Source organism: Bacillus sp. FSL W7-1346 (assembly GCF_038593335.1).
Lineage (GTDB): Bacteria > Bacillota > Bacilli > Bacillales > Bacillaceae > Bacillus > Bacillus altitudinis.
Genome location: NZ_CP151988.1, coordinates 1,975,769 through 1,997,505 on the forward strand (window position 1 = coordinate 1,975,769; position 21,737 = coordinate 1,997,505).

27 protein-coding genes are annotated in these 21,737 nt (G+C 40.1%); 8 read left to right on the forward strand and 19 right to left on the reverse strand.

Features of this window, described 5'->3' with window-relative positions; translation table 11 throughout:
- Nucleotides 1-31: 31 nt before the first annotated feature.
- Nucleotides 32-1,300 (reverse strand): threonine ammonia-lyase IlvA, encoded by a 1,269-nt coding sequence (gene ilvA, locus NST09_RS10045; RefSeq protein WP_008346398.1) that lies wholly within the window; start codon nt 1,298-1,300, stop codon nt 32-34.
- A 180-nt stretch (nt 1,301-1,480) separates the two neighbouring features.
- Here ilvA and NST09_RS10050 point away from each other — a divergent pair, with 180 nt between their 5' ends.
- Nucleotides 1,481-2,449, forward strand: coding sequence for a sigma 54-interacting transcriptional regulator (locus NST09_RS10050; RefSeq protein WP_342492985.1), 969 nt, complete (start codon nt 1,481-1,483; stop codon nt 2,447-2,449).
- 13 nt (nt 2,450-2,462) lie between these two features.
- A complete protein-coding gene (locus NST09_RS10055; RefSeq protein ID WP_008346394.1) occupies nt 2,463-3,098 on the forward strand; it encodes a hemolysin III family protein in 636 nt (211 codons plus the stop codon).
- A gap of 38 nt (nt 3,099-3,136) precedes the next feature.
- On the opposite strand, the gene NST09_RS10060 is transcribed toward NST09_RS10055, so the two are convergent.
- From NST09_RS10060 to NST09_RS10115, 12 genes are all read right to left on the reverse strand, one after another.
- A complete protein-coding gene (locus tag NST09_RS10060; RefSeq protein ID WP_342492986.1) occupies nt 3,137-3,760 on the reverse strand; it encodes a 1-acyl-sn-glycerol-3-phosphate acyltransferase in 624 nt (207 codons plus the stop codon).
- Nucleotides 3,761-3,779: 19 nt separating this feature from the next.
- Nucleotides 3,780-4,268 (reverse strand): type 3 dihydrofolate reductase, encoded by a 489-nt coding sequence (gene folA / locus NST09_RS10065; RefSeq protein WP_007500805.1) that lies wholly within the window; start codon nt 4,266-4,268, stop codon nt 3,780-3,782.
- Entirely contained in the window at nt 4,265-5,059 is a 795-nt protein-coding gene (locus NST09_RS10070) for a thymidylate synthase (RefSeq protein ID WP_017367468.1), read from the reverse strand. Before NST09_RS10070 ends, folA begins: the two co-directional genes overlap by 4 nt.
- Before the next feature lie 104 nt (nt 5,060-5,163).
- Nucleotides 5,164-5,691, reverse strand: a complete 528-nt coding sequence (locus NST09_RS10075; RefSeq protein ID WP_008346387.1) for a phosphatidylglycerophosphatase A — start codon at nt 5,689-5,691, stop codon at nt 5,164-5,166.
- Between the two features lie 18 nt (nt 5,692-5,709).
- The gene (locus NST09_RS10080) at nt 5,710-6,327 is read right to left on the reverse strand and encodes a YpjP family protein (RefSeq protein ID WP_007500816.1); all 618 of its coding nucleotides are present in this window, start codon (nt 6,325-6,327) and stop codon (nt 5,710-5,712) included.
- A 266-nt stretch (nt 6,328-6,593) separates the two neighbouring features.
- The gene (locus NST09_RS10085; protein WP_342492987.1) at nt 6,594-7,391 is read right to left on the reverse strand and encodes a class I SAM-dependent methyltransferase; all 798 of its coding nucleotides are present in this window, start codon (nt 7,389-7,391) and stop codon (nt 6,594-6,596) included.
- 65 nt (nt 7,392-7,456) lie between these two features.
- Nucleotides 7,457-7,891 (reverse strand): BrxA/BrxB family bacilliredoxin, encoded by a 435-nt coding sequence (locus tag NST09_RS10090; protein WP_008346384.1) that lies wholly within the window; start codon nt 7,889-7,891, stop codon nt 7,457-7,459.
- An 81-nt stretch (nt 7,892-7,972) separates the two neighbouring features.
- On the reverse strand, nt 7,973-9,649 hold the full coding sequence (gene ilvD / locus NST09_RS10095) for a dihydroxy-acid dehydratase (RefSeq protein ID WP_007500822.1): 1,677 nt from the start codon (nt 9,647-9,649) through the stop codon (nt 7,973-7,975).
- Between the two features lie 309 nt (nt 9,650-9,958).
- Nucleotides 9,959-11,098, reverse strand: coding sequence for a conserved virulence factor C family protein (locus NST09_RS10100; RefSeq protein ID WP_025207516.1), 1,140 nt, complete (start codon nt 11,096-11,098; stop codon nt 9,959-9,961).
- A 30-nt stretch (nt 11,099-11,128) separates the two neighbouring features.
- Nucleotides 11,129-11,752: an HD domain-containing protein gene (locus NST09_RS10105; RefSeq protein ID WP_025207517.1), complete on the reverse strand. Its 624-nt coding sequence runs from the start codon at nt 11,750-11,752 to the stop codon at nt 11,129-11,131.
- 2 nt (nt 11,753-11,754) lie between these two features.
- Complete coding sequence (locus NST09_RS10110) at nt 11,755-12,237, reverse strand: glutathione peroxidase (RefSeq protein ID WP_007500827.1); 483 nt, start codon at nt 12,235-12,237, stop codon at nt 11,755-11,757.
- 74 nt (nt 12,238-12,311) lie between these two features.
- Nucleotides 12,312-13,994, reverse strand: a complete 1,683-nt coding sequence (locus NST09_RS10115; protein ID WP_202734382.1) for a formate--tetrahydrofolate ligase — start codon at nt 13,992-13,994, stop codon at nt 12,312-12,314.
- A 139-nt stretch (nt 13,995-14,133) separates the two neighbouring features.
- Here NST09_RS10115 and metA point away from each other — a divergent pair, with 139 nt between their 5' ends.
- Nucleotides 14,134-15,042, forward strand: coding sequence for a homoserine O-succinyltransferase (gene metA / locus NST09_RS10120; RefSeq protein ID WP_079919897.1), 909 nt, complete (start codon nt 14,134-14,136; stop codon nt 15,040-15,042).
- Between the two features lie 228 nt (nt 15,043-15,270).
- Nucleotides 15,271-16,422: a diglucosyl diacylglycerol synthase gene (locus NST09_RS10125; protein WP_342492988.1), complete on the forward strand. Its 1,152-nt coding sequence runs from the start codon at nt 15,271-15,273 to the stop codon at nt 16,420-16,422.
- Nucleotides 16,423-16,457: 35 nt separating this feature from the next.
- Here the strand turns inward: NST09_RS10125 and NST09_RS10130 are convergent, their stop codons facing one another.
- Nucleotides 16,458-17,159 (reverse strand): AIM24 family protein, encoded by a 702-nt coding sequence (locus tag NST09_RS10130; protein ID WP_007500832.1) that lies wholly within the window; start codon nt 17,157-17,159, stop codon nt 16,458-16,460.
- Nucleotides 17,160-17,426: 267 nt separating this feature from the next.
- Between NST09_RS10130 and cspD the strand changes: the two genes are divergently transcribed.
- A complete protein-coding gene (gene cspD / locus NST09_RS10135) occupies nt 17,427-17,627 on the forward strand; it encodes a cold-shock protein CspD (protein ID WP_003215784.1) in 201 nt (66 codons plus the stop codon).
- 51 nt (nt 17,628-17,678) lie between these two features.
- On the opposite strand, the gene NST09_RS10140 is transcribed toward cspD, so the two are convergent.
- From NST09_RS10140 to NST09_RS10150, 3 genes are all read right to left on the reverse strand, one after another.
- Nucleotides 17,679-17,861, reverse strand: coding sequence for a hypothetical protein (locus NST09_RS10140; RefSeq protein ID WP_008346368.1), 183 nt, complete (start codon nt 17,859-17,861; stop codon nt 17,679-17,681).
- A 171-nt stretch (nt 17,862-18,032) separates the two neighbouring features.
- Nucleotides 18,033-18,215, reverse strand: coding sequence for a zinc-finger domain-containing protein (locus NST09_RS10145; protein ID WP_008346366.1), 183 nt, complete (start codon nt 18,213-18,215; stop codon nt 18,033-18,035).
- 1 nt (nt 18,216) lies between these two features.
- The gene (locus NST09_RS10150; protein WP_007500833.1) at nt 18,217-18,888 is read right to left on the reverse strand and encodes a ribonuclease H family protein; all 672 of its coding nucleotides are present in this window, start codon (nt 18,886-18,888) and stop codon (nt 18,217-18,219) included.
- 94 nt (nt 18,889-18,982) lie between these two features.
- Between NST09_RS10150 and NST09_RS10155 the strand changes: the two genes are divergently transcribed.
- Genes NST09_RS10155 through NST09_RS10165 form a run of 3 tightly spaced genes read left to right on the forward strand, consistent with a single transcriptional unit; the run spans nt 18,983 to nt 20,238 of the window.
- The gene (locus NST09_RS10155) at nt 18,983-19,672 is read left to right on the forward strand and encodes a queuosine precursor transporter (protein WP_007500834.1); all 690 of its coding nucleotides are present in this window, start codon (nt 18,983-18,985) and stop codon (nt 19,670-19,672) included.
- Between the two features lies 1 nt (nt 19,673).
- The gene (locus tag NST09_RS10160) at nt 19,674-20,069 is read left to right on the forward strand and encodes a reverse transcriptase-like protein (RefSeq protein ID WP_217815878.1); all 396 of its coding nucleotides are present in this window, start codon (nt 19,674-19,676) and stop codon (nt 20,067-20,069) included.
- A 43-nt stretch (nt 20,070-20,112) separates the two neighbouring features.
- On the forward strand, nt 20,113-20,238 hold the full coding sequence (locus NST09_RS10165) for a hypothetical protein (protein WP_008346357.1): 126 nt from the start codon (nt 20,113-20,115) through the stop codon (nt 20,236-20,238).
- 37 nt (nt 20,239-20,275) lie between these two features.
- Here NST09_RS10165 and NST09_RS10170 read toward each other — a convergent pair whose 3' ends face one another.
- Both NST09_RS10170 and NST09_RS10175 read right to left on the reverse strand, forming a co-directional pair.
- On the reverse strand, nt 20,276-21,163 hold the full coding sequence (locus NST09_RS10170) for a 5'-3' exonuclease (protein ID WP_342492989.1): 888 nt from the start codon (nt 21,161-21,163) through the stop codon (nt 20,276-20,278).
- A 274-nt stretch (nt 21,164-21,437) separates the two neighbouring features.
- A complete protein-coding gene (locus NST09_RS10175; RefSeq protein ID WP_008346351.1) occupies nt 21,438-21,701 on the reverse strand; it encodes a YpbS family protein in 264 nt (87 codons plus the stop codon).
- Between the last annotated feature and the right edge of the window lie 36 nt (nt 21,702-21,737).

Below are 21,737 nucleotides of genomic sequence, written 5' to 3' on the forward strand. Positions count from 1 at the left end.
ATCAATCCTCTTTTCCAATTATCTGTTAAGCCTAAATAAATAGGTGGAATAAATCTTGATCTTTATTCACTTCAACATAGTGGAAGCCTTTTTTATTCATTCGGTCAATCAGCGCTGCATAGTCATCTCTTTCTTTCAATTCGATCCCAACAAGCGCTGGTCCTTTGCTTCGGTTATTCTTTTTCGTATATTCAAAGCGTGAGATATCATCATTTGGCCCTAACACTTCATCTAAAAATTCCCTGAGAGCACCTGCTCTTTGCGGAAAATTAACGATGAAATAATGCTGGAGTCCTTCATAAATCATGGAGCGTTCCTTGATTTCTTGCATTCGGCCAATGTCATTATTGCCTCCACTGACAATACAAACGACATTTTTCCCTTTAATCTCCTCACGATGTGCATCTAAAGCTGCGATCGGTAAAGCACCCGCTGGCTCAGCTACAATGGCACATTGATTATACAGCTCTAAAATGGTTGTACATACTTTTCCTTCTGGTACAAGACTAATCTTATCGACAACAGACTGAAGCGATGTAAACGTCTTTTCGCCAATCCGCTGAACCGCTGCTCCATCTACAAACTTATCTATTGAATCAAGTGTGACAACCTCCCCTTTCTCGTGGGAAGCATGAAGTGAGGCAGCACCAAGTGGCTCGACTGCAATAATTTCTGTTTCTGGTGCGATATTTTTCATATACGTGCCAACGCCAGATAACAAACCTCCGCCCCCAACACTTGCAAATAAAAAGTGAGGCTCCACTTCGATATCATTTAATATTTCTACAGCAGTTGTTCCTTGTCCTGCCATGACATCTAAATCATCAAATGGATGGATAAATTCCCGCTTTTCCTTATCTCCGCATTTGACTGCTTCATGATACGAATCATCAAAGGTATCTCCGGTTAAGATAATGTCAACATATTCTTTTCCGAAAAGCTCCACTTGAGATACTTTTTGCCTTGGTGTGGTAGCAGGCATAAAAATTTTCCCGTGGATACCTAAATATTTGCAAGAATAGGCAACGCCTTGTGCGTGATTTCCTGCACTGGCACAAACAATGCCGTTTTCTAGTTTTTCTTTTGGCAACTGGCTCATTTTATTAAAAGCGCCTCTTAATTTAAAAGAACGAACAACCTGCAGGTCCTCTCTTTTTAAGTAGACATTACATTCATATCGTTCAGAAAGTCGCTCATTTTTTTGAAGTGGTGTATGAATCACTACATCCTTCAAATTTTGATGGGCTTTTAAGATGTCTTTCACTTGAATTAGCGTGTTTTCTTTGAGCAACGGTTTCATGTACAAGATCCTTTCTCTTTAACCTTATTTAATTTGTCATTATAACATGAATATTCAAAAAATAAACCAATAGATCATGGATCGGAGATAAATTTCATGAACTTTTTCGTTTTTCTATACATTTGTTCTAATTGGGTGTTATAATAAAACCAATTAGAACCAAAAGAAAGGAATCGCTCGATGACCACACATCCGTTTGCTAATATATATGGAGAACACCAAGATATAAAACACGCCATTCATTTGGCAAAACAATTCACGAAAAACGATCAGCCTGTGTTGATCACAGGAGAAATTGGAACAGGCAAATCACGCTTTGCACAAGAAATGGCCCATTCATTTGCTTCGCAGGCTTCGATGAAACATATCTACTGCCCCATTGTAGATGAAGAGACTTTGCAGGAAGCATTTACTCATGCGGCAAATCATGTGATTTATTTAGACGAAGTCAGCGCACTTAGTATTCCTATGCAGCATCAGGTCATTCGTTTTCTCGACGTTTCTCCTGCAACAAAAATCATTGCTTCTTCGTCTTTATCATTAGAGGCGATGAGCGTTTCGTCCAGTTTTTTACCTGAGCTGTTTTATCGGCTCAATGTGCTTCATATCCCTCTCCCGCCCTTAGAAGATCGAAAAACAGATATTCCTATTTTAACCGCTGCTTTCTTTCAGGAACTGAACATGACGCCTGACATCGACTCAAGTGTGTGGGAAGTCTTACAGCAATATTCGTTTGAAGGGAATGTCCAGGAGCTCAAAAATATCGTTCATTATGCAGCCGCGATCCTCGAAGGGCAAACAGTTTTCTTGCATCACTTGCCACCTTTTGTATTATTACCTCAACAAACAGCTGGTAAAGGTAAAAAAGAAGAACACCAGCTCACGCTTATGGAGAAACAAGAATTTGTTTTCTTACTCGAAGCCATTAAGTCTCTAAATGAAAAAGGAGAAGCAGCCAGCAGACGTATCTTGTCTGAGTTAAGCAAACAAGGCGACATCCCGCTGACCCCTCAACAAGTCAGGAGTCGATTAGATGATCTTGAGAAAAAAGCCTATGTGACGAAAGGGAAAGGCAGAGCTGGAACGAAGATTACACTTGAAGGTCTCTCATTTCTGAAGTCGCTTGATGGTTATATACCGGTTCAATAAAGGAGGACATCCATTGTTTACTGTAAAAGAAGAAATTGCCAACGCGATTACACATGGCATTGGCGTCATTTTATCCATTCCCGCCATTGTTTTTCTCGTTTTATTCGCTGTTCAATACGGCACTGTCACTGACATTATTAGCTTTTCGATATTTGGCGCGTCGATGCTGCTGCTTTATTTAAGCTCTACTTTGCTTCATAGCATTCGGCACAAAAAAACAAAAGATGTATTTGAAATCCTTGACCACTCTGCGATTTATGTATTGATTGCTGGTACATATACGCCATTTTTGCTTGGCCCATTAAAAGGCGCACTTGGCTATACTCTTCTTGCAATCGTATGGGCGCTTGCTGCAGGCGGTATCGTTTTTAAAATCTTTTTCGTCAAACGGTTTATCATTGTATCCACCCTTGTTTATTTATTAATGGGCTGGATGATTATCATCGCAATTAAACCTCTGTACATTCAATTAACAGGAGCTGGATTCAGCCTCTTACTATTAGGCGGTATTTTGTATTCAGTCGGAACGATCTTTTATATTTGGCGGAAAATTCCCTATCATCATGCGATTTGGCACAGCTTTGTTCTCGGTGGAAGTGCATCCATGTTCTTCTGCATTCTATTTTATTGCGTCAACATCCCAGCATGATCAAAAAACCAGCATCCACATTCGGATGCTGGTTTTTGCTATGCGCGCTTTTGTGCGTAATCACTCATCTTGACCGGTGCTTTTATATGGATATCGACATTAACTGGACGAAGTCTTTTGACGATCTTCCCTGTTAAAAGACGGTCTGTGCCGCTTGTTTCAACCGGAACAAGTGAGCAGTTACATTCTTCAGCAAGCGTTTCTGCCATGACACGATACTGTTCAGAAAGCAACAGACTCTGGCCAGATAGAACTCTTTCTCTTGCTTCTTCTAATAACGCCTCATCAGATTGATTCTGCTTGATCACCGCCATCTTCTTCAACCATTGTTTTAAGATGGGATAGCGAAACAGATGCGGTTTTGCCATAAAAGCAAATGGCTTCTCTAAGTGACCAATCAGCAATGTCGTCGTCACTGGATGATGTGCTTCTGTGACATAAATAACAGGGCCATCTGGCAGCTTTTTTTGCTGATGAATGGTCATGACCGATCCTGATTGATCAATACACCCTCTGGCAAACCTTTTTGCATGCTCATGGATGAGATGCATTCGTTTCGTATAGGAAATGCGTGGATCCGTTAATTCATGATCATACAAATGCCTTATACTTTTTAAAAAGGATACAACAACATAAATCGTTAAAAACCAATAACGAAACAACCGTACTCCTCCTACTCACTTATCCTTCTTTTCTGTCATAGACGACAAATTCATAATTGTAGGGGTTCTTTTCGTCACGATGGCCTTTTTCACGTGATACAACCGTCCAATCATCTTCATCGTAATAAGGGAAGAAACGGTCGCCTTCAAATGAATGATGAATGTGCGTGATATATAGACGATCTGCGTATGGCATCATTTCCTCATACAGCTTAGACCCGCCAATGATCAATAATTCTTCCTCAGTCTTCGCAATGGTTAAAATATCATCGATTGAATGGACTACCTCGCATCCTTCAGCTTGAAAAGAAGAACTTGTGGTCAACACGATATTCCGGCGGTTAGGCAGTGCTCGTCCAATTGATTCAAACGTTTTTCTGCCCATGACAATGGTATGGCCACTTGTGACTTTTTTAAAATACGCTAAATCAGCGGGTAAATGCCAAGGCATTTGATTATCTTTGCCAATGACTCTGTCTTTTCCTGTCGCCACTATCATGGAAATCATACACTGACTTCTCCTTTAATATGCGGATGTGGATCATAGTTCTCAAGCACAAAATCATCAAACGTAAAATCAAAAATACTTTTGACATCTCTAGTGATGCGAAGCTGCGGAAGTGTGCGCTCCTCACGCTCTAACTGCATTTTGACCTGCGGAAGATGATTTTGATAAATATGAGCATCTCCTAGCGTATGAATAAACTCTCCTGGCTCAAGGTTTGTCACTTTGGCAATCATCATCGTTAGAAGTGCATACGAAGCAATATTAAAAGGCACACCTAAAAAGATATCTGCCGAACGTTGATAGAGCTGGCACGATAATTTACCGTTTGATACATAAAATTGAAACAAGCAATGACAAGGAGGCAGCGCCATCTGATCAATTTCTCCTGGATTCCACGCACTGACAATCAATCTTCTCGAATTAGGATGATTCTCAATATCATGGATCAGCTTACTGATCTGATCTACTGTCTCTCCGTCTCCACTCGCCCATGATCTCCACTGCGCACCATACACACGCCCTAGCTCTCCATTTTCATCTGCCCATTCATTCCAAATACGGACACCATTTTCTTGAAGATATTTGACATTTGTATCACCTTTTAAAAACCACAGTAACTCATGAATGATTGATTTCAGGTGTAATTTCTTTGTTGTTAATAAAGGAAACCCTTCCTGTAAATCAAATCTCATTTGGTAACCGAACGTGCTGATAGTGCCCGTTCCTGTTCTGTCACCTTTTTCATCCCCGTGCTGTAATACATGACGGCATAACTCTTTGTATTGTTTCATTTTTTTCATCCTTTATTTATGTTCTTGTTGTAGTTTACCTTATTTCTGCTTTTGTTGAAACCAAAAAAACATGTCTGCATGATGAGCAGACATGTTTTTCTTTTTTATGCTTGATTCACTCGATCCTGCTCTTCGTCCTTAATATCTTGGTGAGAGTGAGCTATGCGACTTGCGGCGGCGGCGGCAAGCGCAGCGACAAGGTCATCAAGGAAAGTGTGTACTTCACCAGGACGACCTTCATCTAATTCTCTAATAATACCAAATTTCTCTTTGTCTAGATAACCGAAGTTGGTCAAACCGATTGATCCATATACATTGACAATGGAAAGCGGAATAATCTCATCAATTCCATATAGCGGTTCATCTGTTTCAACTAAATGCTGCAAAGGTTCTGGCAAAAGCTTTTTTTCTGCCAGCTGATCAAGCGCAAGTCCTGTCAAAACTGCGTGGACAATTTCCCTTTTATTCAGCACTTTTTCAACATTTTCAATGCAGACACTAAGTGGAAGATTTGGGTTGTATTTCTCTTGGAGTTTCAGCACAATGTGTGCAATATCTTCTATTTTCACTCCACGCTCGTTTAACATCTGTTTTGTAATACGAACCATTTCGTTCATTGTATACTTTTTCAATTGGCATGACATCTCCTTCTAGTGGCTCATCCAGCTCGGCGGGGTGTTTTTATCCCAGTAAATATTACCGAGTTCATGATGCGTCTGGAATCCATCTTCTGCTGTATGGTAGTGAAAGTTAAACCAATATCCGCTATGAGGCGGCTGATCTCTCCTGACATGAAAACGAAGCAAATCTTCTCCAGTCTTTCTATTATAAATGTGGAAGATTTTTTCCCCATTTCCGCTTGAAGGCTGATCAGTTAAAACAACATCTTGAAATTTTTCGTCATCTTTGAAATTTGTTAAAAAGTCGGTTAACACTTGTTCAATTTTTGGTTGAATCTCTTCTCTATACTCGTCCTCAATGACAGGTGTGATTTTACGACCAAATTTGAGAAAGGATTGGTTTTCTGCACTTGATAGAACCTCTTGCTTATATTGCTCAAAGGGGTCTACCCGCTCTTTGTTGTCTTCTTGCGATAATTCCCAGCTGCGCGTATCATCTGATGTATCATAAACTGCTGTATAAGGTGCTTTATCAGATGAAGAAAGTTCAGATGGCTTGTCTGTCATCAAAGCCGATGGAGGAGAGATTAAACCAAAAGTCGCAATCGTAAAGAGTGCAACAAGCGTTTTTCTCATCCACATTTTCATGATATCTAATTCCTTCCATAAGTTATCATACTGCTATTCTAGCATATAATGAATTTTCAGTCATTCAATTTGGTCATTGAGTTGAGACTTTCTTTTTCATGATAAAACGTTTACAATGACAGTAACGACGACTAAAATTTGGGAGGAATGGATATGCTTGAAGGGTTTTTCATCACAGCTTCCTTGCTGACGTTATTTTATTTTGTCTATATGGAGATCACCGATTAAAAGCCCTGAAATAGGGCTTTTTTAATTGTTAAGAGTGATTAAAGTTTTGTTGATTTGTCTTCTTCTATTGAGATATATCCGTAATGGAAATGGGCGGTTTTACGTTTCATCACCTGAAATTGATAGGAATCAGTGGTAAATCGTGTGCTTTTCCAATGATCTTTTAAAACCACTCTTTTTCTAGCCACTCTCATTGCTTCTTTCACAGCGGTTTCATGGTCAAAATGATGCTCAGCTGCATGACGAAGCGGCATCATACTAGCAGACTCTTGTATGGTTTCTTCAAACATTGGATCAAAATAGACGATATCATAGGATCGATCAGGGAGCTTCTTTAACTGCTCAATACTATCCCCGCTGATGACAGATATCCGTTTCATCGCTTCGTCTGTCTCTTTCACACCCGTTTCCCATGTGCTGAGTCCTTCTCGAACAAGCAATGCCGTCATTGGATTTTTTTCAATACCGGACACTTTTCCATTGGCTCCTGTAGCGCAGCTTGCGGTAATCGCATCAGATCCTAAGCCAAGCGTACAATCTAAAAAGGAATCGCCCGGCTTTAATTGTGCTGCTTCTATTAATGGATCTTTTTCCCCTCGCAGAACCCGCTTCACCCTAAACATCGCTGAGCTTGGATGGAAAAAGAACTTTTCACCATTTGGCTGATACCATTCAAATCGTTCTTTCCCAACAACCAGTACATCCCCCCGCTTGATCGCAAGCTGTTTGACAGATTGTTTGCGCCGCTCGATATACTCACCATGCAAGTCCTTTGCAAGGGCCTTTGCCGTTTCAATTGTTTGTTCATTTGCTCTAAAGCTTGTTGTAATGAGCATGACGTTCCTCCATCATAATCAAGAAAAAATGCCCTGATGGATCACAGGACATTTCAACATTTGTATTAGCAATGTTTTTCAAATGCAGATAAGACGTTCTTCATAATATCTTCCATTTCATGACCTTCAATTTCGTCACGCGGGATAAAATGAACGAGTTCATTTCCTTTTAAAAGTGCCATAGATGGAGAAGATGGCTCCTCACCTGTGAAGTATTCTCTCATTTTAGCCGTTGCTTCCCGGTCCTGACCAGCAAAGACCGTCACCATTCGATCTGGTGCTTTTTCTGCTTTCATGACAGCTTGAGTAGCAGCAGGGCGTGCTAAACCGGCAGCACATCCGCATACGGAATTGACGACAACAAATGTTGTTCCTTCTGCTTCCTGCATCGTTTTTTCTACTTCTTCTTCAGTCGTCAATTCTTGAAACCCTGCACTTGTCAGTTCTTGGCGCATTGGTACGACGAGCTGACGCATATATTCTTCATATGCCATTGACATAAAAAAGCCCCCTCTATAATCCTTATGTTGTGAATAAAGGATACTATAGAGAGAGCCAATTTTCAAATGATCAATTTCACATTAAATTTTCATGATTCCGCCTGTATTGGCTGATGTCACAAGTTTTGAGTATCTGGCAAGGTAACCTGTTTTTACTTTTGGCTCAAAGCCTTTCCAGTTTGCTTTTCTTTTTTCCCATTCTTCTTCCGGGACATCTACGCTTAAAATGCGTTTTTCGATATCAACAACGACATGATCACCATTTTCAACAAAGGCAAGCGGGCCGCCTTCTGCTGCCTCTGGAGAGACGTGTCCAATAGACAATCCGCGAGAAGCACCGGAGAATCGTCCGTCTGTAATTAAAGCAACCTTTGGACCAAGTCCCATTCCAACAATTTGTGAAGTTGGTGCTAGCATTTCAGGCATACCTGGACCGCCTTTAGGTCCTTCATAACGAATAATGACAACATGTCCTGCTTCTACTTTTCGATTAATGATTCCTTCAAGTGCTTCCTCTTGGGATTCAAATACGATCGCAGGTCCTTCATGACGTGTGATGCCGTCTTGTACACCGCCTGTTTTAATGATTGCTCCATCTGGCGCAAGGTTTCCAAATAAAACGGCTAAGCCGCCCTTTTCAGTAAATGGCTTGTCAATTGGATAAATGACGTTATAATCTTTTACCTCATGACCTGCAATGTTCTCGCCTAACGTTTTCGCTGTGACGGTCATGGTATCTAAATGAAGAGCCCCCTCTTTTTTGGACAATTCATTTAGTGCAGCGGTCACTCCGCCAGCTTCATGTAAATCTTCAATATATACATCTGAAGCTGGAGCAAGTTTAGATAAATGCGGCACTCGTTCTGCGACTTCATTGATACGCTCAAGTGAATATTCAACGCCTGCTTCGTTTGCAATCGCCAATGTATGAAGAACTGTATTGGTTGAACCACCAAGTGCCATATCTAAAGCAAATGCGTTATCAATCGCTTTTTCCGTGACAATATCACGTGGTTTAATGTCTTTTTTGATTAGCTCCATCAATTGTTTTGCTGACTTCTTCGCAAATTCTCTTCGTTCTGGTGAAGTCGCCAAAATGGTTCCATTTCCAGGAAGAGCAATCCCAAGCGCCTCTGCTAGACAGTTCATTGAGTTTGCTGTAAACATACCAGAGCAAGATCCGCATGTTGGACAGCCAAACTGCTCTAATTCGTTTAATTCCTCTTCATTAATTTTCCCTGATTGGTATGCGCCTACGCCTTCAAAGACAGAAGAAAGCGAAATTTTTCTGCCGTCACTTGTTCTCCCAGCTTCCATCGGTCCACCACTGACAAATACAGTTGGGATATTCACACGCATGGCAGCCATCATCATACCTGGCGTGATTTTATCACAGTTTGGAATACAAACCATGCCATCAAACCAGTGTGCAGACACCACGGTCTCTACTGAATCAGCAATGATTTCACGGCTTGGCAATGAATATCTCATCCCAATATGCCCCATCGCAATACCATCATCTACCCCGATTGTATTGAATTCAAATGGAACACCGCCAGCTTCACGAATGGCTTCTTTCACAATTTTTCCGAATTCCTGAAGATGGACATGCCCTGGGACAATATCAATATAGGAATTACATACGGCAATAAACGGCTTGCCAAAATCCTCATCTTTTACCCCAGCTGCTCTTAGTAAGCTTCGGTGAGGTGCTCTGTCAATTCCTTGTTTAATCATATTACTGCGAAGTTCTGCCATCTGTTTAAAAAGCCTCCTATACTACTAGTCTTGTTGACTGTATGATTTTGAGTTGATTTTATTTTACAAATTTTCTGTTTATTTAGCCACCTATAATAGATAGTGACTGATTTCTCTGCTGAAGCAAGTGCTCAGCAAGGATTGTGTCATAAAATCTGACCTCCAATATTCTATATTGGTACTACTATATAGAGTTTTTTCTCATATTTCAACAATATTCAAAATAATTTTTCTAAAAAAATTTTTCTGCCAATAAAAAAGCCCTTTTCAGAAAACAAGCTGCCTTTTATTGGCAGCTGTCTCATCGTCTTATGATTCTGATGCATTTTTTCTACTTTCTGTCATTTGCTTCCACACAGAGCCTTTTGCTTCTTCTCCGTGCTCAATTCGTTCGATGGCCATTTTCACTTGAAGACTGACTTCAAATTCAGGGTCCTGCTCCGCTTCTTTTAAAGCTTCGAGTGCTGTTTCGTCACCTTCTTCATAAAGGAACATGGCCGCACGCCAGCGGACAAGCTTACTTGGGTCCTTTAAGGCTTGGATCATCGCTTCAATCGCACTAGGATCACCAAGATCTGAAATACAATCTCCAGCAGTTCTTCTAACCGTCACTGTTTTATCTTCAAGCCCTTTATACAAAATAGGCAAAATGTCTGGATCTTCAATCATGCCAGCATTCACAACAGCTTGTCTGCGAATCGATGTTTTTGGGTCCTCCATCGCTTTCATTAAAACAGGTATATCTTTTTTCTCTGGCTGCATTTGCTCTAAATGAGCAAAACGTTTCTTCCAATCTTCATCACGCAGCATCTCTTCTGTCACATCATATGCTTTTCGGTTCACTTGTTTATCTACAGCCTCTTGACCTTCCTTCACTGCCTCTGTTAAACGGGATAAACGCTCGTCGTCATATGCAGCTTGCAGCTCTTCTGTGACTTCTTGACCGATATCAGCAAATTCTCCAAAACGTACGCCATGTTCTTTCCACACACGTTCAAATACAACATTATCTGAACTGCTTCTTAGCTTTAAAATCGCTGCCTGGAAACGTTCAGGCATTCCAAATCGTTCTTCTCTTTCACCGTCTGTCAGCTTCACCTGCATCGGAATCCCATTAAACATTTGAACAAACACTTTGACTTCTCCAAATGTGTCATCACCTGACTGCGATTCTCCCTGAAGACCTTCTGTTTCTTGTCCAAAGGCTTCTCTGACTTGCTGTAAAATACCTTGCCAGTCAAATTTCGCATTACGCTCAACCGCTAAGAAATCGGCTACATGGTAAACACCTTTTACACCTTCAATGGTTAAAATGCGCTTGATCATCTCTGGCGCTTCGTCTTTTTGATCTTTTTTGTAGTTATTGCTTTTACCGCCTGCAAGCGCTTCTGTCAAAATGACTTTCATTGTATTCGGGCTTGGCGTTGGTTCTATGGCAGTTATTTTCATCTATACATCCTCCTTACACACATAAAGACCCTACTCATCTGTAAGGCCGCATTCTTCTTTCCATGTCTTAATAAATAGACACATAAACTCATGCCGCTCATGAGCCAGCTGCTTTCCAGCACGTGTGTTCATCAAGTTTTTTAATTGAAGCAGCTTTTCTTGCATATGCAAAAGTACTGTGCCTTGGTGAGCACCCTCTGTATAGTGAGGCTCCCCTTTTGCACCTGCATATGTAAACACCCTTGCAATCCCAGTTGCACCTATCGCATCTAGCCGATCTGCATCTTGAACAATGGCCCCTTCTAATGTCACTGGCTTATGCTGCATATGCCGGTGACGAAAAGACATCGTTGTAATAATATCCATGATATAGCGAATATCTTGCGTGTCCACTTCCCACAAAAGGAGCTGCTGCTTGAGATCATGCGGTGAAAGCTTCCATTCACTAGACAGCTTGTCATCAATGACATCATGGATAATCGCTGCCATTTCAATGACAAAAAGCGACCCGCCCTCCTGTTGTGCAATATGGACGGCAAGCTGGCGCACACGATTGATATGAGCTTCATCGTGTCCAGTCGGTTCATTCTTTAGCTGTTTTGAAACAAAGGAGGCAGCTGCCTCCAATTGTTCTTGCTGCTTACTCAAATTCATGCTTATTTCTCCAAAAGAGCGATAATGGAGCTTTCTAATTCTTTCGGTGGTGTTTTAGGAGAAAATCGTTCAGTCACTTCTCCGTTTTGGTCAACGATAAATTTTGTAAAATTCCATTTCACCGTTTTTGTACCAAGCACACCTTTCGCATGACTCGTTAAGTATTTGAAAAGCGGATGCGCATTGTCACCATTGACATCTACTTTTGCAAACATCGGGAAGGTCACACCATAGTTTAACGAACAGAATTCTTGAATTGCTTCTTCCCCTTCTGGCTCTTGATTCATAAATTGATTGCACGGAAATCCTAAAATTTCAAGGCCCTTTTCATGATATTGATCGTATAACTCTTGTAATTGTTTAAATTGAGGGGTCAGTCCACATTTGCTCGCTGTGTTCACGATGATCAGTACTTTCCCTTTGTAATCTGCCATTGATTTTTCCTGACCGTTAATGGTCTTGACCTGAATATCATAAATTGACATCTCATAGCCTCCTAGGATTCACTTTTTCCTATCGTAACATGCTTCTTTTAGAAAATCGCTTTTTATGCTTTCTGCTAAAAGAGTCCAGTCACACTGCCGTCTTCTAATAAATCCATCTCAAGTGCCGCAGGTTTTTTAGGGAGACCTGGCATGGTCAGAATGCTTCCTGTTAGTGCAACGATAAAACCTGCTCCTACAGATGGTTTTAACTCTCGAATCGTAACGGTGAAGCCTTTTGGTCTGCCGATTAAAGCCGGATCATCCGATAGTGAATATTGCGTTTTTGCCATACAAACCGGCAAATGGGCCCAGCCATTTTTCTCAATTGCAGCTAGCTGCTTTCTTGCTTTTGATGTAAGGTTGACGCCGTCTGCACCATAAACCACTTTGGCGACTTTTGACAACTTTTCTTCAATGGAATCTTGCTCCTCATATAAATAAGAAAAGCTGTTTTCATTCTTTTCAATGAGTGTCGTGAGCTCTTCGGCAAGTGCTACGCCGCCAGCTCCCCCTTCTTCCCATACATTGACGGCTTTGACTGGATGTCCATTCGTTTCGCACCAGTTTTCTATTGCTTGAATTTCTTCTTTTGTATCGGTAATAAAACGGTTCACTGCAACGATGTATGGTAGACCGAAGGCTTGCACTGTTTCAATATGCTTCTCTAAATTATGTATACCTTCTAATACAGCCTGTGCATTTGCTTCCTTGAGCTCTGTTTTCTGCATTCCGCCATGCATTTTTAGCGCCCTGACAGTTGCTACAATGACAACAGCGCCTGGTTTAAAATCACCGGCTCTTGTTTTGATGTGAAGAAATTTTTCCGCGCCGAGGTCTGCACCAAATCCCGCTTCTGTTACGACGTAATCTGCTAGTTTTGCCGCCATTTTTGTGGCAATTAAACTATTGCATCCATGTGCAATATTGGCAAAAGGACCACCATGAACAAGGGCTGGAGTTCCTTCAATCGTTTGAACAAGGTTTGGTTTCAGCGCATCTTTTAATAGCAAGGTTAATACGCCTTCATATCCTAGATTTCCAACTGTGACCGGTTCACCTTCTTGATTGTAGGCAACAACAATAGAAGAAAGACGTTTTTTTAGATCGTTTAAGTCGTCTGCTAAACAGAGGATGGCCATCATTTCGGATGCAACCGTAATATCAAATCCATCTTCTCTAGGGTACCCATTTAATTGACCGCCAAGTCCTACGACCACTTGTCTTAGAGCACGATCGTTTAAATCTAACACTCGTTTCCATACAATTCGGCGTGCGTCGATTCCAAGCTCATTTCCGTGATGGATATGATTATCAATAAAAGCAGATAAAGCGTTATGTGCAGATGTAATCGCATGAAAATCCCCTGTGAAATGAAGATTAATTTCTTCCATAGGCAACACCTGTGAATATCCGCCGCCAGCTGCACCGCCTTTAATACCCATTGTGGGACCTAGTGAAGGTTCACGCATGGCAATGATCGCTTTTTTCCCAATTTTCTCGAAGGCTTGACCGAGGCCAACTGTTACGGTGGACTTCCCCTCACCTGCTGGCGTTGGGTTGATCGAAGTCACAAGAATCACACTTCCTTCTTTTTGTTCCTTTAAACGGTCAAAAATAGTCAAAGATATTTTCGCTTTTGTGAAACCATAGCATTCTAATTCTTCGTCATGTATTTGTAATTTTGCTGCGATGTCTTGAATCGGTCTCAGCTTTGCCTTTTGGGCAATGTCAATATCTGATAAATGCTTTGTGATCATAATTAATGGGCCTCCTTTTTTGACAGAAACAGCTTTCTTTTTTGCTCTATTTTTCATTGTAACATAATTGAAACATTGAAATATCGCCAGAAAGTTCCTATAATGAAGTGAAATTAGCTTTGGTTCAGGGGGTGGCGAGTTGCCTATTAACATACCAGTTCATCTGCCGGCAAAACAAATACTAGAGAGCGAAAACATTTTCGTCATGGATGAGACAAGGGCATTCAAACAAGATATCCGTCCTTTGAATATCGTGATCTTAAACTTAATGCCAAAAAAAATACAAACTGAAACGCAGCTGCTGAGAATGCTCGGAAATTCTCCTTTGCAAGTGTATTTTACATTTTTGATTCCAAGTACACATACACCGAAGAATACATCGAGAGAGCATCTAGATGAATTTTATACGACCTTTGACTCGATTCGCCATAAAAAATTTGATGGCATGATCATTACAGGTGCACCAATTGAGCATTTAGCTTTCGAAGAAGTTTCCTATTGGAAAGAACTGCAGGACATTTTGGACTGGAGTAAAACGAATGTGACGTCTACTCTCCATATATGCTGGGGGGCACAGGCTGGTCTTTATCATCATTATGGCATTGAAAAAATCAAGCTTCCAGAGAAAAAATTCGGTGTCTTTGAACATCTTGTCAAAGAGAAAAAAGAAAGATTAGTAAGAGGTTTCGATGAAGTATACTATGTCCCACATTCTAGGCATACAGATATTAATACAGAACAATTAAAAAACACGCCGAATCTAAAAATATTGAGCACGTCTGAGGAAGCTGGTGTTTGTTTAATTGTTTCAGATGATGATAAACAAGTATTTTTAACTGGACATCCTGAATACGATACAGATACATTGAAGCAGGAATATGAAAGAGATTTGTTGAAACATGATACAGTCAAAAAACCCGTCCACTATTTCATAGAAGATGGAGACACATTAGTTCCAGTGAACCGCTGGAAAGCCCATGCTACTTTGCTGTTTATGAATTGGCTTAATTACTATGTTTATCAAGAAACACCATATGTGTGGGAATAAAATAGACTGTAGTCTGATGATAAATGCTTAAAATGTGTTAAAATACAAATGGCTCTGTCTTCCATTATCAATTTAGTTTGTTTGTTTTTTAAAATTAGTTTAATTCTTTCGTAACGAATGATATGCTCTCGCTGTTTATATGTTATCTTTATGTATATGTAGACCTATGAGATTTATAGTTTTCGTACGAAGTTTTGTTGTTGTTGATTACATTTGAGGTGAATATTCTTGAATACCAATAAAAAAATATTAATCTTGACCGCAAATTATGGAAATGGACATATGCAGGTTGCAAAAACACTGTATGATGAATGCAAATCCCAAGGGTTTGAACATGTGATAGTTTCTAATTTGTATCAAGAATCAAATCCCATTGTGTCCGAAGTGACTCAATATTTATATTTAAAGAGCTTCTCCATTGGGAAACAATTTTATCGCTTGTTTTATTACGGTGTAGATAAAATTTACAATAAACGCAAATTTAACATTTATTTAAAGATGGGAAATAAGCGTCTTGATGAATTAATTCAATTACACAATCCGGATATCATCATCATTACATTCCCGATGATTGTTGTACCTGAATACCGAAACAAAACAGGTAAAGTCATTCCAACATTTAATGTGATGACAGACTTTTGTCTTCATAAAATTTGGGTACATGAAAACATTGACCGATACTATGTTGCAACCGATTATGTGAAACAAAAGCTAGTAGAAATCGGCACACATCCAAGCGATGTCAAGGTAACAGGCATTCCGATTAGACCACAATTTGAAGTAGACGTGCCTAAATCGATCATCTATAAAAAATATGGATTATCATCAGACAAAAAAGTCCTTCTCATTATGGCGGGTGCCCATGGTGTACTAAAAAATGTGAAGGAACTGTGTGAAGCACTTCTTCTTGACAGTGAAGTACAAATTGTTGTTGTGTGCGGTAAGAATGCAGCGCTGAAGCAATCGCTTAGCGAACTTGAACAAGCACACCCAAATCAATTGAAGGCGCTTGGATATGTGGAACAAATTGATGAATTGTTCAGAGTAACGGACTGTATGATTACAAAACCGGGCGGGATTACATTAACAGAAGCAACAGCAATTGGTGTCCCAGTTATTCTTTACAAACCTGTTCCAGGACAAGAAAAAGAAAATGCTCTTTTCTTTGAAGATTACGGCGCTGCCATTGTCATCAACAGACACGAAGACATTTTAGAATCTGTCACCAACTTGCTGCAAGACGAAGAAAAGTTAGAATCCATGAAACAAAACATCAAAAAATTACACTTAAAACAATCTTCTCAAACCATTTTAGAAGATATCGTCGAACAATCAGATCTGATCATGAGCAACAAATCGTATGCTCAAGCATCATCATAAAAAGGTGTCCGTCAATGACGGACACCTTTTTTCTTTTAACCTTGATTTCCATTCGTTGTATATACTTCTTCAAACGGCTGAACAACAACAAAGCCACTTCCGCTAAACTTCATTTGAATGGACTCTCCGCTTCCCCTGCCAATAAACGTTTTGAACGATACATCTGTCACAAATTCAGTCTGCAAATCTCCTGACCATGCGACCGTCGCATTCGGATCTGTATAAACAGAATCACCTGGCTGAACAATCAGCGTCAGCGGTTCGTAATGACTTGTGATTGCCACAAGACCTGGTCCTTCAAGTTTGACATTAAATAATCCGCCTGCAAGCATGCCAGACACCTTTTTCATTAATTTAATATCCCACCGAACAGACGGTTCAAATGCGAGCAAGTCGTTTCCATTAACGAAAATAGACTCCCCTTGAGCCAATCGAAGAATCGAGATTTTTTTCCCTTGGTCTGCTACATATAATTTTCCATCACCTGTGGCCTTCATCAAAGAGGTTCCTTCTCCTGATAACATTTTTTTGAACATCTTTGACACACCGTGTTCAAACACACCTTCACGTTCAAACTTTATTTTCCCGCGATATGAAACCATGGAGCCTGTTTTTGCCCAAATGGTATCCGTTAAATTAATTTCTAACAATCTTGGTGTTTCAAGTTCAAAGACCCCTTCCCCTTTGTCTTCTTGCTGCGTATTCTGAACAAACTCCTCAATTGTGTAACGATTCATGACGCACCTCTTTCTGTATTTTTACTATATACGGACAAGTTATACGTTAGGTTTCATGAGATTAGGACGTTTTATAGATAAATGTCATTCACTAAAAAAACAAAAAAATCAAACATTCTGCTCAAAATTTGGCTTGTCTGCTTGACGCTTTACTTTTGATGGTGTATAGTGGAACCATCATTTAACAACTTCTTAAGTCGTTAGGTGATGAAAAATTTTTTTTAGTATGCCAAAAGGTGTGCTACAGTACTAGGAGGAAAAAGCAATATGCAAAACGGTAAAGTAAAATGGTTCAATAATGAAAAAGGTTTCGGCTTCATTGAAGTTGAAGGCGGAGACGACGTATTCGTTCACTTCACAGCTATCGAAGGTGACGGTTACAAATCTCTAGAAGAAGGACAAGAAGTTTCTTTTGAAATCGTTGAAGGTAATCGTGGACCTCAAGCTGCAAACGTAACAAAAATCTAATCAACTCAATCAATGATGAAACGACAAAATAAAGAGAGGCGTATGCCTCTCTTATTTGATTTTCAGCTGAATTTCAATCGCTAAAATATTTTGCTTTAATCTTTGTTCAATTTCAGAGATATCTTTTTCGAGAAAAGGTCTTCCCTTCTTTGCTACATCTACCAGTTGCTCTAGATCACTGTACACCTCTTGAAATGTCCGATGTAATACCGTTTCAAAATCCTTATTATCCATGCCGGCCTTCCCCTTTTCCTCTATTATCCGTCACTTAGTCAAAAAGTAACTCAACCAAAACTTTCTATAGTTATATCGGCTCATTTTTCAGAATATGTTCTTTTTTTACACATTCTATTCGTTTTTTTTCGTGAGCATATGATACATCTAGAGGAAAACCGGAGTGTACGCTTATTTTTTGAGTAATTCATTCCCGTATTGTTTGATCTTCTCTCCTACCGTGCATTGCTGTATACAAAAGGAGTGGGCGTATTTTTTACCAAATTCTTTACGAAAGTGCTTCTTAATCAAACAATCTGAACAATACGTGTCTTGAAGATCTGTTAATTCTTTTACTGCTGTTTTTTTATCCACTTTATTCAGCTCCGTCTGCTTCTAATTTCAACTTACTTTCGATGGGGACGTCTGCAAGTATCTGTCTGGCAAGCTGATCTGCTTCTGCATTTTGTTTACGATCGATGACTTCATATGTTGGCGTGAGCTTCAGCTCTTTGATCGCAGCCTCAATTCGGTCGAGCCATTTGTTATGTATATCATCATAACAAGGCCATTCCCCTTTGAGCTGATTCATTACAACAAGAGAATCTCCTCTAATCGTAACAGAGTTTCTGCTGGCTCCCAGTTCTTTTAAAGCTTTTACCGCTTCAAATAAAGCCGCATACTCCGCCTCATTGTTCGTGGTGCTCTGAAAAGGCTGATTCTTCCTTAACCGGTATGCATCCTGTCCGAGCTGATAATACACGACAATTCCAAGCCCAGCATCACCTGTTTCTTTGCGAAAACTCGCATCAAAATAGACCTGAAGCTGATCGGGTTCAAGCCTAAGTTCTTCGTTTAGCTTTTCAAGTTCTTTCGTCGACCACATCGCACCCTTTTCATCTTCAAAAGATAAAAGTGACTGCGGTTCTTTTTTGTCTATATGTTTTGCTAAAAGCAAGGCCTCTTTGAGCTCCATCCAATCTTCTTGGAAAAAAGCAATGGACCCAATCGATTTCACTTTCATTGTATAGTGCGCTCTTAGTTTCATTGATCACATCGCCTTCCCATACTTTTAAGGTAAACGTTCGTTATGCTATAATCAAAAAGTTACATTTTACATTTAGAAAGGAAGTTCATGTCACTTGTTTAATGAAGGTATTTGGATCTTATTTGCGATCATTAATTTTATCATTGTTCTTCTATTTTATAAAGGATTTGGCAAGATGGGGCTTTTTGTCTGGATTGGTTTTGCAACAGTTGCTGCCAATTTACAAGTGGTCAAAACCGTTGAATTATTTGGCTTAACGGCAACACTTGGCAACATTTTATACGGCAGTGTGTTCTTTGCAACGGACGTCCTCAATGAAAAATATGGACAAACCGAAGCGAAAAAAGCTGTCTGGATTGGCTTTGCCACCCTTTTAACATTAACTGTTGTCATGCAGGAGGCTTTGCTTTTCCATCCCGCTCCATCTGACATTTCCCAATCATCATTAGAAACGATATTTGGCTTTATGCCAAGGGTCGCTCTTGGTAGCCTTGCTGCTTATATCATCAGTCAAATGTTAGATGTTTATGTATATTCGTTTATTCGCCGGATATTTCCTTCAGATGGTGCGCTCTGGCTGCGAAATGCGGGGAGTACAATGATTAGCCAGCTGCTTGATACACTCGTTTTCACAACTATTGCCTTTCTTGGGACCTACCCATTCCATATATGGATCGAAATTTTCATCACGACTTATGTGATTAAATTTATCGTCGCTGCCATTGGCACACCTTATGCCTATGCGGCGAAAAAAATGGTTCCGATTGATGAAAGGGGGAAATAAATTGCCAGCTGAAATATATATTGACGGTGCTAGTGCCGGAAACCCAGGTCCATCTGGCATCGGCATTTTCTTGAAATATGACGGAAAAGCTGAGTCTTTCTCCATTCCTCTTGGCATCATGAGCAATCATGAAGCAGAGTTTTCTGCGCTCATTGAAGGCATGAAAATATGCGTAGAAAAAGGATTCCGGACCGTTTCTTTCCGCACAGATTCACAAGTAGTGGATCGTGCAGCCAATGCAGGATTTGCTAAAAATCCATCTTTTCGTCATTTCATCGAAGAAATGCTGCAGCTTCAAAGCGAATTTGATTTATTTTTCATTAAGTGGATTCCGAGCAAGGAAAATCAAGTGGCTGATCAGCTCGCTAGAAAAGCGATTCACCTTTCAAAAGGATGAATCGCTTTTCTTTTGGTTATGCTAATGGGTGAGGTGATACGAATTGGATAAAGAGAACAGAGGCCGTGTCACAAACGGAACGACTCCTCAAGGTGATGCGCAAACAAAAGATAAACAGCCAATATCGCAATTAGAAAATAAGGCGAAAAAAAGCAACACAAAGGGCTAAAATGAACTTGATTTTAGTCCTTTCTTTTTTTCTAACCTTAACTGATTCCTAATTGACTTAAGCGGTTAACCATTGGTTCGATCCCTTTGATTTGATGCAAGCGAAGCATTGCCGCTGCCCGCTCTGGGTCCATTTTTATTTTTGTTTCGTCAATCGGACAGCTGAGTGGTACATCACATTTAATTTCTGCCAGTATACGAGATAGCTTCAGATCTTCTAATCCTGCTTGCATTTTCTTTTGCTGAGCTGCCGTTAATGCATGAACATTTTCTAACAGTCGATCAATCGTTTCATACGTTTGAATAAATTTCAATGCTGTTTTTTCGCCGATTCCTTTTACACCAGGGTAATTATCGCTAGTATCACCCATCAGCGCTTTCATATCAATCAGTGCCTTTGGAGATATACCCATTTCCTCTTCAAAAAGGGCTTTTGTATAATGCTTATAATTCCCGATGCCTTTTTGCATTAAAGCCACGGTCACTTGTTCATTCAAGATCTGCAGCAAATCTTTATCTCCTGTTAAGACGGTCACATGTGCTTCGTTTTGATAGATAGATGCAAGCGTTCCAATACAATCATCTGCTTCAAAACCTTTCACACCAATGTTCATGATCCCAAGTTCTGCTGTCGCCTCTTTTGCTAAATCAAACTGCGGGATAAGCTCAACAGGCGCCTCGCCTCGATTGGCTTTATAATCTTGAAACAATTCGTTCCGGTATGTCTGGCTCCCCATATCCCAGCAGCATACGATATGAGTCGGCTCAAATGTTTGGACAGCTGTTAACAAATGCTTCAAATAACCATTCACTCCATTTGTCGGCACACCACGATCATTTATCATAAAATTGCGATGGACAGCCGTCGCATAAAACGACCTAAAAAGAAGTGCCATTCCATCTACAAGTAATACGTGTTTATTCATTCATCTAAACTCCCTTTTTATAAACAATACTCCTATTCTATCATAGAACATCGAGACGAACATAAAAAAGGCGCCTTCTTCTTTTGATAAAGAAGAGGCAGCCCGATTACTTTTTACCATATTGCATTTTTTTCGTTTCCGCTTCTGCGTAGGATGGCATGTCTTTTTCCTTCGGCATGCGCTCCTCCTGCTGCTTTACGTTTTGCTTTTTTGCCATGATCATTCCCCTTTCTGGTTCATTTGTTAAGATGACCAAAAATGAGAAAATTACTCTTTACTTCTGTTTACGCTGGGTGTATTCCTCCACCATCTCAATCGTCACGTGTTTACGCAGCGGAACAATTCCGCCTCGGGCAAGCTCATTCATTTTAGACGTAATGGCGTTGATCTCATCTGTTGAAAATGGTTCATTGTGTTCACATTTTTTCACAGCCGATTCAATCGCCTGCTCTCTTTTTTGTTCAAGTGCAAGAAAAGATTGGATGTGGGCATGTTGTTTCTGTGAATGTGCAGAAATTTCTTCGTGTACGCTCGTCATCGTCTATCAACTGCTTTCTTTTTTATATAGTCTATC